This is a genomic window from Pseudoalteromonas sp. TB25, from assembly GCF_000497995.1.
Lineage (GTDB): Bacteria > Pseudomonadota > Gammaproteobacteria > Enterobacterales > Alteromonadaceae > Pseudoalteromonas > Pseudoalteromonas distincta.
Map to the genome: position 1 here is coordinate 13849 of NZ_AUTI01000227.1, position 14827 is coordinate 28675.

The window sequence follows — 14827 nt, forward strand, 5'->3', positions numbered from 1 at the left end:
TAAAACTACAAACGCGATACATCATTGAACAAAGCGAAACATGTTAGAAAAATGAGCAACAAGGCGCCCACTTTAAAACCAAACTCTTGTGTCTTTTCAGAGACCGGCTTTTTACGAAAAAGTTCAATTATGTAATACATTAAGTGTCCACCATCAAGTACTGGTAAGGGTAATAAATTAAATACACCCAAGTTAACGCTTATTAAGGCTAAAAAGCTTAAAAAGGCCACTAACCCATAGCTTACGCTAGTTCCAGCGCCTACTGCAATGCCCACAGGGCCACTTAAATTCTTAACCGAAACCTGGCCTGTAATTAAATTACCAATCATGTCAAAACTGAGTGTAATTAAGCGCCACGTTTCTTTTGTGCCTCGCACGATACTATCGAGCGGGCCGTAATGTCTAGTCTCTACATAACCATCAGGCCATTGCTGTACAACAGGAGCAACACCTAAAAAGCCTTGCTCAATACCGTTATTATCAATGCGCCCTTTAGGGGTTACTGTAATGGCTTTTATAGTATCTTGTCTTTTTACACTAAATTGTAAAGATTTGTTAGCTGATTGCGTAATAAGATTAACTAATTGCTGCCAATTGCTTATTGTTTCACCGTTTACAGCCAAAATTGTGTCATTAACTTGTAAATTAGCGTGTTCTGCAGCTGAGTCTTTAGTTACGGCGGCAATTGTTAAAGTTGCTTGAGGTCTAAACGGTACAATACCTAACGAGCTTAATGGTGGCACGTCTTGCTGATCTAGTTTCCACCCCTCTAAATTAAGCGTTTTAACACGTGGTTGAAGGTTTTTATCGCGCACTATCACTTCAACGCTTTCTTCACCTAAATTAGACATAAGTGCAAACGTGGCATCTTGCCAGGTCGTTATATCATCATCACCAATTTTTATAATATGTTGAGAAGGCATAATGCCCGCTTGCTCTGCTCGGCTACCCTCGGTAATACTACCTACCACAGGCTTTACCGACTGCACACCCACCATATACATTACAGCAAGAGCAAAAATGGCAAACAAAAAGTTGGCCATTGGACCCGCTGCAACTATGGCAATACGTGCTTGTACAGATTTAGCGTTAAACGATAAATGACGTTGGTTTGCCGGCACGTCATCAACACGCTCATCAAGCATTTTTACATAACCGCCTAATGGAATAGCCGCAATCACATATTCGGTATTATATTTATCGTGCCATTTTAATAGTGGCTTACCAAAGCCAATTGAAAAACGCAGCACTTTAACGCCCATTTTTCGTGCAACCCAAAAATGGCCATATTCATGTATGGCCACTAAAATACCAAGCGCTAAAATAAATGAGCCAAGATTCCAAAAAAAATCAAACATATTAATGCGCCACTTTTGTTATAAATTCTGAAGCGCTAATACGCGCTAATTTATCGCACTCTAAAATTTCATCTAAGCTTTGTACATTGGTATACGTTGCAGATTCAAGCGTTTGTGCATTTATTTTGTATATATCAGTAAAACCAATTTTACCGTTTAAGAATGCACTTACTGCTATCTCATTTGCAGCATTAACCGTTGTAGTCGCGCCCTGCCCTGCACTACACGCATCAATCGCTAATTGTAAATTTGGATAGCGAGAAAAGTCAGGCTTGGTGAATGAGAAATCACATATATCAGAGAAGTTTAACGGTTTAACGCCTGCATTAATTCGCTCAGGGTATGCAAGTGCATGGGCAATTGGCGTGCGCATATCAGGGTTACCCATTTGCGCTAAAATAGAACCGTCATGATATTGCACCATTGAGTGAATAATACTTTGTGGATGAATCACTACGTCTATATCACTGGTGTCGCAATTGAATAACCACTTAGCTTCAATAAACTCTAAGCCTTTATTCATCATAGTGGCCGAGTCTACTGATATTTTTTGACCCATCGACCAGTTAGGATGCGCCACGGCTTCACTTACAGTTACATCTTTTAGTGTGTTTATATCGCGCGTTAAAAACGGGCCACCAGAACCGGTAAGCAAAATTTTACTTACGCCATGTTGCTGTAAATTTTGATCGCCTTTGGCACTTTGTAACGAAGAAGGTAGACATTGAAAAATAGCATTATGTTCGCTATCAATTGGCAGCAAGGTCGCTTTATGTTGTTTAACTTTATCAATAAACAACTGACCTGACATAACTAACGATTCTTTATTAGCAAGGAGTACTTTTTTACCTGCTTCTACTGCACTTAATGTTGGCAGTAAACCAGCGGCACCTACAATTGCCGACATCACGACATCAACATCTGGGTGAGCACATAAGTCGCACATTGCTTGCTCGCCGTGCATAACAAGCGTTTGGCATGGTGTATTAGCTAAATAAGCAGATAACTGCTCAGCGGCTTNTAGCCATAATCGCATAAAGTGGTTCGTGTTCAATACACAGCTCAGCCATTTTTTTTGCGTTTTGCCCTGCAGCTAAAACAAAAACATCAAATAACTCTTTATTGCGCGATACAACATCTAGTGTACTTAAACCAATTGAACCTGTTGCGCCTAAAATAACCAGCAATTGCTTTTGGCTCATAAACTAAGAGTCCACGCATAGCACATTACAAACATTGGAGCTGCAGCCGTTAAGCTGTCAATGCGATCTAAAATACCGCCGTGCCCAGGTAAACAACGGCCGCTATCTTTTAAACCAGCTTCACGTTTAAACATGCTTTCAAGTAAATCACCTACCGCAGAGAACAATGCAATAAATGCAGTCATTATCGCGTAGATAGGCCAAACACCTAAATCAACATCGGTAAAGTGACAAAATGCTAAAACAAAAATGATAGAAGCGACTACACCGCCTGCTAACCCTTCAATTGTTTTATTAGGGCTCACTTTTGGCATAAGTTTATGCTTACCAAAGCTCTTACCTGAAAAATAAGCACCAACGTCTGCACTCCACACAATACCCAATACGACTAAAATAAGTACAGAGCCAAAATGTGTTGATTCAGCATATTGCGCACTGCGCAGCGTATTTAGTGCAAGCCATAACGGCACAAGTGTTAATAAACCTGCAATGCCGCGCATTACTAGACCTTCATTCCACGCTTTAGCCATCTCTGGATAGCGCCAAATTAAATAACTAGCAACAATCCACCAAGCAAACGAAAGCGTAAATAAGTAATTCGCATCACCTACTAGCTTGCCACTTTCCCATAGTGATTCAATAGGCCAATGTAAATTAAGCAGGCCAAGTAAGGCTGCAATCAATACAACAAAAGCACCACGTTTGAGCTTATCGCATAAACCCATAAACGCAGACCATTCCCATGCGCCTAATAATACTATTGCACCGGCAAAGTAACTAAATAACGTAAGCGGTGTATAAAAAACCAAAGCTAATGCCGATGGTGCAAGCACAAGTGAGGTTAAAATTCGTTGTTTTAACAAAATGTGACCCTTATTCTATTTAGGTTTGAGCGAGTAATTGTTTTATTTGTTCGCCCGTACAACCAAAACGTCGCTCTCTGGCAACGTAACACGCTATAGCCTCAGCAAATGCTGCTTCATTAAAATCAGGCCAAAGTGTTTCGGTAAAGTAAAGTTCTGCATAAGCAACTTGCCATAGTAAAAAATTACTAATACGAACATCGCCACCAGTGCGAATAAGTAAATCAGGTTCTGCCTGATCTGCCATGCTCATATGCTGTGCTAAGCGCTCTTCTGTAATATCTTCTGCGTTGAGTGTGCCTTGCGCAACTTGCAAAGCAAGTTGTTTAGCCGCGTTAGCCATATCCCAACGACCACCGTAATTAGCTGCAACATTTAAGCGCAATCCGGTATTATTTTCAGTCAGCTTATGCGCAGCGTCTACCTTGCTACGTAATCCTTCAGAAAATCGTGATAAGTCTCCAATAATGGTCAGTTTTACATTGTTTTTATGAAGCTTTTTAACTTCCTTTGTTAAAACAAATAAGAAAAGCTCCATTAAAGTGTTTACTTCGTCTTCAGGGCGGCGCCAGTTTTCACTACTAAAAGCAAATAAGGTTAGCGATTGTATCCCTAATTTAGTACAAAACTGAACAGATTGACGAACTGCGTCTACGCCTTTTTTATGCCCGTACACACGAGGTCTATTTCTAGCTTGTGCCCAACGTCCGTTCCCATCCATGATGATAGCAACATGTTTGGGTAAACATTGCTGTGAAATTGTGTCAGCATCTAGAACCATAAATATCGAGTATTCCATAAAAAAACGCCGCCTAGTATACCCTAGACGGCGTTTCAAAACTAATAATTTTAATAGGTCCTGTCGACCTTTCAGGATTGTAATTTATTCAATCTAGGCAGAACCCTTTGGGCAGCGCGTTTTTAGATTTTATGCATTGCTATCGCCTAATAATGAGTAATAACCACACTACGTAGGCTCTGCCTTGCCTTAAAGCCAAACACACTACTGCAAATTTAACCTCAAAAGATAAACAGGGACTTACTTAGATTTCCATTAACTCTGCTTCTTTAGCAGCTAATAGAGTATCCATTTCTTTGATAAACTTATCTGTAAGTTTTTGAATCGCATCATCTGATTGACGCGCTTCATCTTCAGATATTTCTTTATCTTTTAATAAACCTTTTACATCGCCATTAGCATCACGACGAATGTTACGAATAGCAACACGACCGCCTTCAACTTCGCCACGTACAATTTTGATTAGGTCTTTACGACGCTCTTCTGTAAGTGGAGGAAGAGGTACACGAATAACAGTACCTGCCGACATAGGGTTTAAACCTAAGTCAGACGCCATAATTGCTTTTTCAACAGCTTGCGCTAAAGACTTATCAAATACACCAATAGCAAGTGTACGAGAATCTTCAATTGTTACGTTAGCAACTTGGTTTAAAGGCGTTGGTGCACCGTAGTACGACACCATAATGCCATCTAGGATTGCAGGATGTGCACGGCCAGTACGAATTTTAGATAATTGGCTACCTAGTGCAGTTACACTTTTTTGCATGCGCGCTTGCGCGTCTTTTTGAATATCGTTAATCACGGTTTAATCCTAATTATTTGATTATTTCATCTGAGGCTTGTGAAGAAATAAGTGTTCCTTCTTCTTCACCCATAATTACGCGTTTTAGCGCGCCTGATTTATTCATATTAAATACGCTCAATGGCATATTGTGATCGCGGGCTAGAGTAAATGCCGCTAAATCCATAACTTTTAATTCTTTTTCAATGATTTCATTGTAGCTTAAGTGGCTGTAAAGCGTCGCTTCTGGGTTTTTAACAGGATCATCACTGTACACGCCATCCACTTTAGTCGCTTTAATTACTGTATCCGCTTCAATTTCGATACCGCGTAAACACGCTGCAGAATCGGTAGTAAAAAATGGGTTACCGGTGCCTGCTGCAAAAATAACAACGCGGCCAGTTTTCAATAAACTAATTGCTTCAGCCCAGTTATAAGCGTCACATACACCATTTAGCGGAATAGCCGACATTAAGCGACAGTTTACAAATGCACGGTGTAGCGCATCACGCATTGCAAGGCCATTCATAACCGTTGCAAGCATACCCATGTGGTCGCCTACTACGCGGTTCATACCTGCTTCTGCAAGTGAACCACCGCGTAAAAAGTTACCTCCACCAATAACTAAACCCACTTCTACGTCAAGCTCTACTAGCTCTTTAATTTCTTGTGCCATACGGTCTAAAACTTTAGGGTCGATGCCGAAGCCTTCGTCTCCCATTAAAGCTTCACCACTTAATTTGAGAAGAACACGTCTGAAAATAGGTTTGCGATTGATAGTCATAGTATAGGGGCCAACTTTTATTGAATTATGGATAAAAAATAACCGCGCTTATGTTAAACATAAAAGCGCGGTTATTTTAAAGAATTTCTAGCTGTGAAGCAAAACCAAATAGTACTTTAATTGCATCTAATTTCCTTTTGCATCACAAATAGTTAATCTTACTGACCTTTAGCAGCTGCAATTTGAGCAGCAACTTCAGCAGCAAAATCTTCTTCTTTCTTCTCGATACCTTCACCAACTTCTACACGTACAAAGCCAGTAACTGTTGCATTTTTCTCTTTAAGAATATCGCCAACAGATTTTTTAGGTTCCATGATGAAAGCTTGACCAGTAAGAGAAACCTCACCAGTGAATTTTTTCATGCGACCAACAACCATCTTCTCAGCGATTTCAGCAGGCTTGCCTTCATTCATCGCGATTTCGATTTGTACTTGCTTTTCTTTTTCTACAACGTCAGCTGGTACGTCAGAAGGAGTTAAGTACTCTGGACGTGAAGCAGCAACGTGCATTGCAACGTGCTTAAGTGTTTCTTCATCAGCAACACCTGCAACAACAACACCGATACGGTCGCCATGACGGTACTCAACTAGGTTTTCACCAGCGATGTACTGCAGACGACGTACGTTGATGTTTTCGCCAATTTTAGTTACTAGCTCAACACGGTCTTCTTCAAACTTAGCTTGTAAGTCTTCGATAGTAAGAGTGTCAGCAATTGCAGCTTCAGCAACTTTATCAGCAAATGCTAAAAAGCTTACGTCTTTTGCAACGAAGTCTGTTTGACAGTTAACTTCTACTAGTACTGCAACACCAGCGTTTTGCTTGATGATGATAGTACCTTCAGCAGCAATGTTACCTGCTTTTTTAGCAGCTTTAGCAGCGCCACTTTTACGCATGTTTTCAATCGCTAACTCGATGTCGCCATCAGTCTCAGTTAACGCTTTTTTACAATCCATCATGCCAGCGCCTGTGCGCTCGCGTAATTCTTTAACTAGGGCAGTAGTTACAGCCATTAGTAAATCCTCAAATCTGAAATCTGGTTTAGATAAGCGGGTTACCCGCTCTACAAGAATAACAAGTCTTCACCTTAAAAAGATGAAGACTTGATGATAGCTAATTACTCAGCTTCAACGAAATCGTCTTTCTCAGCTTGAGCAACGATGTTATTCTCGCGACCTTCAGTGATAGCAGCTGCAACAGCGCTAGTGTAAAGGCTTACAGCACGGATAGCATCATCGTTACCAGGAACGATGTAATCAACGCCGTCTGGGTTAGAGTTAGTATCAACGATTGCAACAACAGGGATACCTAGGTTGTTTGCTTCACGGATAGCAATGTGCTCGTGGTCAGCATCGATAACGAAAAGCGCGTCTGGAAGACCGCCCATGTTTTTGATACCACCAAGGCTCTTTTCAAGCTTTTCCATTTCGCGGTTAAGCATTAACGTTTCTTTCTTAGTTAATTTCTCGAAAGTACCGTCTTGGCTTTGTACTTCAAGGTCTTTAAGACGCTTGATTGATTGACGTACAGTTTTCCAGTTAGTCAACATACCACCTAACCAACGGTGATTTACGAAGAACTGATCGCTTTCTAAAGCAGCTGCTTTAACTGCGTCGCTTGCTGCGCGCTTAGTACCAACGAAAAGAACTTTACCTTTGTTAGCTGCAGCACTTGATAAAAACTTAAGTGCGTCGTTGAACATTGGTACAGTTTGCTCAAGGTTGATGATATGTACACGGTTACGTGTGCCGAAGATGAAAGGCTTCATCTTAGGGTTCCAGTAACGTGCTTGGTGACCAAAGTGAACACCAGCTTGAAGCATATCGCGCATTGAAACGTTTGCCATTTTATAGATCCTCTATAGTTGTTTAGGGTTAGGCCTCCACATATCCCATAGCACCAACACCGAAGTAATTAAACTTCAAATGCACCCAAGTGTATGTGACGATACGTGTGTGTGTTAAAATAAAATTGTGTTTGCCTTAAATACAAAAAATCATTTAAGAATTTATTTGTAAAAAGACGGCGCGCTTTATACCATATTAAAATTAAATACTCAACGTCGCGTGCAAAATTTGTTCGGCGATAAATGTTAGAAACTCAACTTTGGAGCCTCAATGAGCGCTATTATCAAGACCCCTGAAGAAATAGAGAAAATGCGCGTAGCTGGGCGCTTAGCGGCCGATGTACTTGAAATGATCGGCCCTCATGTAGTGCCGGGTGTTACCACCGATGAGCTAAATACACTTTGTCATGATTATATTGTTAATGTGCAACAAGCAATCCCTGCTCCGTTAAATTATCATGGCTTTCCAAAATCAGTTTGTACGTCAGTTAATCATGTTATTTGTCACGGAATTCCAAATGACAAAGCATTAAAAGAAGGCGACAGCGTAAATATTGACGTAACTGTCATTAAAGATGGCTACCACGGCGATACTTCTAAAATGTTCCACGTTGGTACACCAAACATCCAAGCTAAGCGTCTTGCAGAAGTAACACAAGAAAGCTTATACCTTGCTATTAAAATGGTAAAACCAGGTGTGCGCTTAGGTGATATTGGCTCTGCTATTCAAAAATATGCAGAAAGTTTTAATTACTCTATTGTTCGTGAATATTGCGGCCACGGTATTGGCGCAGGATTTCATGAAGAACCACAAGTAATGCACTACGGTAAAGCGGGTACTGGCGAAACTTTAAAAGCGGGCATGTGCTTAACAATTGAACCAATGGTTAATGCGGGTAAACGCCAATGTAAGCTACTTAAAGATGATTGGACTGTAGTAACTCGCGACCGCAGCTTGTCTGCACAGTGGGAACATACTTTATTAGTGACTGAAAATGGTGTTGAAATTTTAACGCTACGATCAGATGATACTATCGACAGGATCATAGAACACTAATAATAAATAAGAAATTAGGAGCCAGCCCACGTGGCATTACCCAACAAAGTAAAAAAGTTGCTCAGCGATGCAGAGCAACTTAGTGATTATCGCGATTGTTCTAGCTATTTTTATAAATGGTTACATAACGAATTTTCTAAACAACCGGTTGGGAATTTAATTAATGCCCGGGCTGAGTTTATTGACCGCCTACTAATTAAGCTTTTTCATGTTTACGACTTAGCGCGCGAACCTGATTTAGCACTAATAGCAGTAGGCGGATACGGACGTGGCGAGCTACATCCCTACTCCGACATCGATTTTTTATTGCTTGTAACTAAACCACCAAGCGAAGAAATATGCGAAAAAATAGGCCAGTTTGTCACCATGCTATGGGATCTCAACTTAGAGATTGGCCACAGCGTGCGCACGATAGAACAAGCCATTGAGCAAAAACGTGAAGACGTTACTTTTGCCACCAGTTTACTCGAAAGCCGCCTTATTTTTGGTAATCATATTGAGTTTGAAAAACTCAAAACGCATATTCTAGAAACCCCCGTATGGCGCTCCGGTGAGTTTTTTACTGCCAAAGTTCAAGAACAAAACTTACGTCACAAAAAGTGCCATGGCACCGCGTATAATCTTGAGCCAAACATTAAAGAAAACCCCGGTGGCCTGCGCGACTTGCAAACCATTATTTGGGTCGCAAAAAAGCACTTTAGAACCGAAACCCTGCAAGAGTTAATAAGTCACGGCTACTTAACCCATGAAGAGTTTCAAGAGCTTTCAGAGTGCCTAGAGAACCTATGGAATATTCGCTTTGCACTGCATCTAGCCGCAGGTCGGGCTGAAAACCGCTTATTGTTTGATCATCAACCACAAGCCGCCGAAATTTTAGGTTTTGGTAGCGACGGTAAAGCCTCTGTTGAGCGTATGATGAAGCGCTTATTTAGAATAATGAGCCGCGTGCGCGAACTTAACCAAATGCTACTTTCATACTTTGAGCAAAGTATCATGCCCGAAAGTAGTGAAAAAACGGTGATAGTACTCGACAGAAACTTTGAGCAAGTGGGCCATCAAATACGCGTAAAAGATCCATCTGTATTTTTTAGACGTGACCAACTTTTTGTATTGTTTGAGCACATAGCAGACAACCCTGCAATAACGCATATTTACCCAAGCACTATTCGTACAATCCGCCAAGTACGCCGCCGTTTATTGGGGGATTTACAAGATTATGCAGCCTGTCGTGAAGCTTTTTTACGCTTAGTTAAACACCCTAATGGTATGGGCCGCGCATTTACGTTAATGCACAAACACGGCATGCTTGCCGCCTACTTACCGCAGTGGCGTAATATATTTGGACAAATGCAGTTCGATTTGTTTCACGCCTACACCGTAGATGAGCATACTCACAAATTAATCAAAAATATTTACGAATACTTTGATAAAACTGGCATTAGCGAGTTTCCTATTTGTAGTGAAATAGTCACTCGAATGGACAAACCAGAGCTACTTTATTTAGCCGGTATATTTCACGACATTGCTAAGGGACGAGGGGGAGATCACTCAGAACTTGGCGCTGTTGATGCTATAGCCTTTGCTAAACTACATGGTTTTTCATCCTCTGACGCAAAATTAGTAGCATGGCTTGTAAGTAACCATTTACTTATGTCGGTTACCGCGCAGCGTAAAGATATTAACGACCCTGCTGTAATAAAAGACTTTGCAACACGTATTAAAACAGAGCGCCAACTCGACTATTTATATTGTTTAACCGTTGCCGACATCCGTGCAACCAACGACAACTTATGGAACGATTGGAAAAACACCCTACTGCGTGAATTGTACTTGCACACGCAGCGCGCATTACGCTTAGGGCTTGAAAACCCAATGGATCAGCGCGACCAAATTCGCGATAAAAAGCACCAAGCTAAACAACGTCTACTCAACTTAGGTTACCCTGAGAATAAAATTGATTTAATTTGGAGTCGCTTTAAAGCCAACTACTTTACCGCCTTTAGCGAACAGCAAATATCGTGGCAAAGTGAGCATTTATTAACTAGCACCGATTTAAGCCAACCCAGTGTCATTGTATCTAACAAAGCAATGCATGGGGGTACACAAGTATTTGTATACAGCCCCTACTCTGGTGCGCTTTTTGCGAGATTAGTGAGTGTAATTGGCTCTAAAAAAGCACAAATACAGCACGCGCAAGTACTGACCACAAAAGATGGTTACGTCCTGTTTAGCTTTGTAATACTTGAAGTAAGTGGCGACCCTATTGCAAGTGGTCGAGCGCAATCAATTAAACGCGGGCTTGAGCAAGCACTTAGCGATCCGCGTAAAAAAATTCGCTTTAAAAAGAGCCGCTCTCAACGCTTTAAAGATTTTAATATTAAACCTAAAATTGTGTTGCGCCCACATGCACGCAAAGACCGTAGCTTAATAGAAATTCAAGCCGTCGATATACAAGGTTTACTAACCAAAATAGCCGAAGTTTTCCAAGCGCATTTACTACACATTCACGCTGCCCGTATTACAACGGTAGGTGAACGTGCAGAGGATTTCTTTGTTGTATCTAATAACGAATACCAAGCGCTGACTGATGAAGAGCAAGCAAAAATTCATCAGGCATTACGTAAAAAATTCAACGCCGAAACAGAATAGAGGACACACATGTCAGATTTAAAAACGATGATCGAAAACGCATGGGACAACCGCGATAGTATTAGCCCAAGCACAGTATCAAGCGACGTAAAACAAGCCATTATTGATGCACTTGATTTGCTTGATAGCGGCGCAGCACGCGTTGCTGAAAAAATATCAGGTGAATGGGTTGTACACCAGTGGCTTAAAAAAGCCGTTTTACTGTCGTTTCGTATTCGCGACAACCAACCAATGAACGACGGCGTAAACCAGTTTTACGACAAAGTACCACTTAAATTTAGCGACTACACGCCAGAGCAATTTCAGCAAGGTGGTATGCGCGTAGTACCAAACGCAGTAGCACGTAAAGGCAGCTTTGTAGGTAAAAACGTCGTACTTATGCCATCGTACGTAAATATTGGCGCATACGTTGACGACGGCACCATGGTTGATACATGGGCGACTGTAGGCTCATGTGCACAAATTGGTAAGAACGTACATTTATCAGGTGGCGTAGGCATAGGCGGCGTTTTAGAGCCTCTACAAGCTAATCCAACTATCATTGAAGACAACTGCTTTATTGGCGCACGTTCTGAAATTGTTGAAGGCGTAATTGTTGAAGAAGGCGCAGTAATTTCAATGGGCGTTTACATCAGCCAAAGCACTCGTATTTATGACCGCGAAACCGGCGAAATTCACTACGGCCGCGTACCAGCAGGGGCAGTAGTTGTTCCAGGCGCACTACCGTCAAAAGATGGCACCCACAGCCTTTACGCTGCAATCATCGTTAAAAAAGTAGACAAACAAACACGTGAAAAAGTAGGCATCAACGCCCTACTACGCTCAATTGATGAGTAATAGTCGATTGGGTTGAGTGAAACGAAACCCAACGATACGTTGAAGTTAAGTGTTTTAGCTAAACTTTAATTATATATAGAAAGCTCTAAGCCCTTTGGTTTGGAGCTTTTTTAAATTCTTCTAAATGAAGTTTTAGTACTAGACACTTCTACATCAAAATTTAATGAACTCAAAAAAGACTTTAAGCCTTTAACAGCTAACTCATTATTTTCTGATGGTCCTATTATAATTTCATCAATTGAATTTTTAGGAAAAGGTATCGCTCTATATGGGGCTATAATGCCAGACTTTAGGGTTCTGTAGCATAAAGGAAAAAACTCTTTCACTCCATTTTCAAGCTCTATAAAATCAATATTAGAGGAGTCTATAAAATCAAAATAACCCTTTTCAGTATTTTCATTTAATGAGACTAAACCAGGGTAAAAAAGAGTAAAACGATACTCTTCTTCATATTCGAACGCTTGATCTTTTATGCTAGCAATCTTAAAAATCGCTTCATTAAAAATTTCAATTGCAGCAATAGCACATTTTTCATTTAGGTCATTTCCATTTAAATTTGGATCTAACACATAACTTAAAACCTCAGGCAGATAGTGTTCTTCAATTAAAGAATGAAGCATTTCCTCAGTTGGTTGGTAATCAACATCATCATAGCCACTCAAAAGTTTTCTTTGCCTAAAGTACTCATCATCAAATAGCTTTTCTTTATTAAACTTTATGCAATATGAAGTTTGCTCTGACCCGTAAGTTAGCCAGTGGTTTAGGCTATCACGCTTAGTTGTAAATGAAGTGGTATAAATTTCATCAATGGTATTATTATCAATTATATTCCATAGAAAATTTAAAAAATGATTTGCGAGATGCACGTCCTTACTTCGCATTTCTTTTTGGGTAACATCTAAAGGTATATTTTTGTGTTTGGCATAAATTTCTTCGAGTTTGATTTGTGAAAACTCAGACAAACTCCCTCTGAGTGATTTTATTCTATCAATACCTTGCTTTATTTCTCTAAAATCATTTAGATACTCTGCGTTAGTAGCCCATAAACTTTTGCTCTCTAAAATTCCCTTTAAACCATCTGCAGAAGTGTAATGATAAACATATTCCATATTTAAAATCCCAAGTAATGTTAATCTTTAGTTTAACCTTGATAAGTGGCAACAATAAAATTTGATAATCTTAAACAAGAGACTGAATTAGCCAACACACCCAAGATATAATAAGGTAGTAAAGTATAATTGAAAGTTAGCAATTAATATTAAGGATTAATATGACAAAAACTGCTTTACGCTCAACTATTTTGCTACCGGTATTTTTACCTGCAGTGGTTATTATTCTGCTCTTGGTAATTGGTACAATTAGCAACCCTGAACTCGCAGGGCAAGTATTCAGCGTTACCCTCAAGTGGATAACAGAAACCTTTGGTTGGTTTTATATGTTATCAGTCGCTATTTTCTTAGTTTTCATTGTTTGTGTAGCAGCCTCCAGCTGGGGAAATATCAAGCTGGGCCCTGATCATGCGCAGCCGCAATACAGTTTCGCTGAATGGTTTGCTATGCTATTTTCGGCCGGTTACGGAGTCGCATTACTTTATTTTGGTGTAGCAGAGCCCGTGCTCCATTATGCATCTCCGCCCGCAGGCGCAGCAGAAACCGTCGACGCTGCCAAGCAAGCTATGCAAATTGCATTTTTTCATTGGGGTTTTCACATATGGGCAATCTATGGGATTGTCGGTTTAGTCCTTGCGTATTTTGCATTTCGTCATGGCCTCCCACTGTCGATTCGCTCAGCGTTGTATCCACTTATTGGTGATAAAATATATGGTCCTATTGGTCACACTGTTGATGTGTTTGCCATATTAGGCACGTTATTTGGCATTGCCACAACGTTAGGACTTTCCGTTACCCAAATTAATGCTGGGCTGCATTATTTGTGGCCAAGTATCCCTATTAATACCACAGTACAAATTACTGCTATTGCCATTATTACCGCAGCAGCTACTCTCTCAGTAGTGGCTGGGATGGATAAAGGTGTAAAGCGCTTATCTATTGTAAACATGACTCTTGCAGTGTCGTTAATGGCCTTTGTATTTTTTATTGGCCCTACTATTCATATTCTTGAATCGTTTTTACAAAATACCGGCAGCTACCTTAGCGGTATTGTTGAGCGTACTTTTAATTTACAGGCGTACAGCCGTAGTGATTGGATTGGTAACTGGACCCTATTTATATTTGGCTGGACTATTGCTTGGGCACCCTTTGTTGGCATGTTTATCGCTAAAATTAGCCGCGGCAGAACCATCAGGCAATTTGTTGTTGGCGTGATGCTAGTCCCGACTATTTTTACCTTTTTATGGTTTTCTGTGTTTGGTGATACCGCGTTAAATCTAATAATGAATGAAGGGTTCAATACTTTAATTACTGATGTTCAAGCAAACCAAGCTGTTGCATTGTTTCAGTTATTTGAGGTGTTACCGTTATCATTTATTATTTCGCTACTTACCGTTATTCTAATCATTACCTTTTTTGTTACTTCGTCTGACTCAGGATCATTAGTTATTGATTCTCTCGCCTCTGGAGGTAATATTAATACACCCGCATGGCAACGCGTGTTTTGGGCTGTGCTAGAGGGCGCGGTGGCTGCTGTTTTATTAG

12 protein-coding genes and 1 pseudogene are annotated in these 14827 nt (G+C 40.5%); 4 read left to right on the forward strand and 9 right to left on the reverse strand.

All coding sequences use genetic code 11. The annotated features are described in order from the left end of the window. Window positions 1-5: 5 nt before the first annotated feature. The 8 genes and pseudogenes from rseP to rpsB all read right to left on the reverse strand — a co-directional run bounded on the left by rseP (window position 6) and on the right by rpsB (window position 7630). Window positions 6-1358 (reverse strand): sigma E protease regulator RseP, encoded by a 1353-nt coding sequence (rseP, locus tag L652_RS0106520; RefSeq protein WP_002958314.1) that lies wholly within the window; start codon window positions 1356-1358, stop codon window positions 6-8. Between the two features lies 1 nt (window position 1359). Then, window positions 1360-2560, reverse strand: a pseudogene (gene ispC, locus L652_RS01000000123375) (1-deoxy-D-xylulose-5-phosphate reductoisomerase). Next, window positions 2557-3423, reverse strand: a complete 867-nt coding sequence (locus tag L652_RS0106530) for a phosphatidate cytidylyltransferase (protein ID WP_024596496.1) — start codon at window positions 3421-3423, stop codon at window positions 2557-2559. Before L652_RS0106530 ends, ispC begins: the two are co-directional and overlap by 4 nt. Window positions 3424-3442: 19 nt before the next feature. Further along, entirely contained in the window at window positions 3443-4222 is a 780-nt protein-coding gene (locus L652_RS0106535) for an isoprenyl transferase (protein WP_024596497.1), read from the reverse strand. 244 nt (window positions 4223-4466) lie between these two features. Beyond that, the gene (gene frr / locus L652_RS0106540) at window positions 4467-5024 is read right to left on the reverse strand and encodes a ribosome recycling factor (protein ID WP_002958318.1); all 558 of its coding nucleotides are present in this window, start codon (window positions 5022-5024) and stop codon (window positions 4467-4469) included. 13 nt (window positions 5025-5037) lie between these two features. Next, window positions 5038-5787, reverse strand: coding sequence for a UMP kinase (gene pyrH / locus L652_RS0106545; protein WP_024596498.1), 750 nt, complete (start codon window positions 5785-5787; stop codon window positions 5038-5040). Window positions 5788-5945: 158 nt separating this feature from the next. Next, complete coding sequence (gene tsf, locus L652_RS0106550; RefSeq protein WP_002958320.1) at window positions 5946-6797, reverse strand: translation elongation factor Ts; 852 nt, start codon at window positions 6795-6797, stop codon at window positions 5946-5948. 104 nt (window positions 6798-6901) lie between these two features. Continuing rightward, complete coding sequence (gene rpsB, locus L652_RS0106555) at window positions 6902-7630, reverse strand: 30S ribosomal protein S2 (protein ID WP_024596499.1); 729 nt, start codon at window positions 7628-7630, stop codon at window positions 6902-6904. Window positions 7631-7901: 271 nt separating this feature from the next. On the opposite strand from rpsB, the gene map reads away from it, so the two are divergent. From map to dapD, 3 genes are read left to right on the forward strand one after another with little or no spacing between them, the layout of a single operon-like run. Further along, the gene (gene map, locus L652_RS0106560; protein ID WP_002958322.1) at window positions 7902-8687 is read left to right on the forward strand and encodes a type I methionyl aminopeptidase; all 786 of its coding nucleotides are present in this window, start codon (window positions 7902-7904) and stop codon (window positions 8685-8687) included. 30 nt (window positions 8688-8717) lie between these two features. After that, a complete protein-coding gene (gene glnD, locus L652_RS0106565) occupies window positions 8718-11336 on the forward strand; it encodes a [protein-PII] uridylyltransferase (RefSeq protein ID WP_002958323.1) in 2619 nt (872 codons plus the stop codon). A 9-nt stretch (window positions 11337-11345) separates the two neighbouring features. Next, the gene (gene dapD, locus L652_RS0106570) at window positions 11346-12173 is read left to right on the forward strand and encodes a 2,3,4,5-tetrahydropyridine-2,6-dicarboxylate N-succinyltransferase (RefSeq protein ID WP_002958324.1); all 828 of its coding nucleotides are present in this window, start codon (window positions 11346-11348) and stop codon (window positions 12171-12173) included. Window positions 12174-12283: 110 nt separating this feature from the next. On the opposite strand, the gene L652_RS0106575 is transcribed toward dapD, so the two are convergent. Beyond that, entirely contained in the window at window positions 12284-13282 is a 999-nt protein-coding gene (locus L652_RS0106575) for a DUF2971 domain-containing protein (protein ID WP_024596500.1), read from the reverse strand. Window positions 13283-13443: 161 nt separating this feature from the next. Between L652_RS0106575 and L652_RS0106580 the strand changes: the two genes are divergently transcribed. Continuing rightward, window positions 13444-14827 (forward strand): BCCT family transporter (locus L652_RS0106580; RefSeq protein WP_024603373.1); only part of this gene is annotated, 1384 nt, incomplete at its 3' end.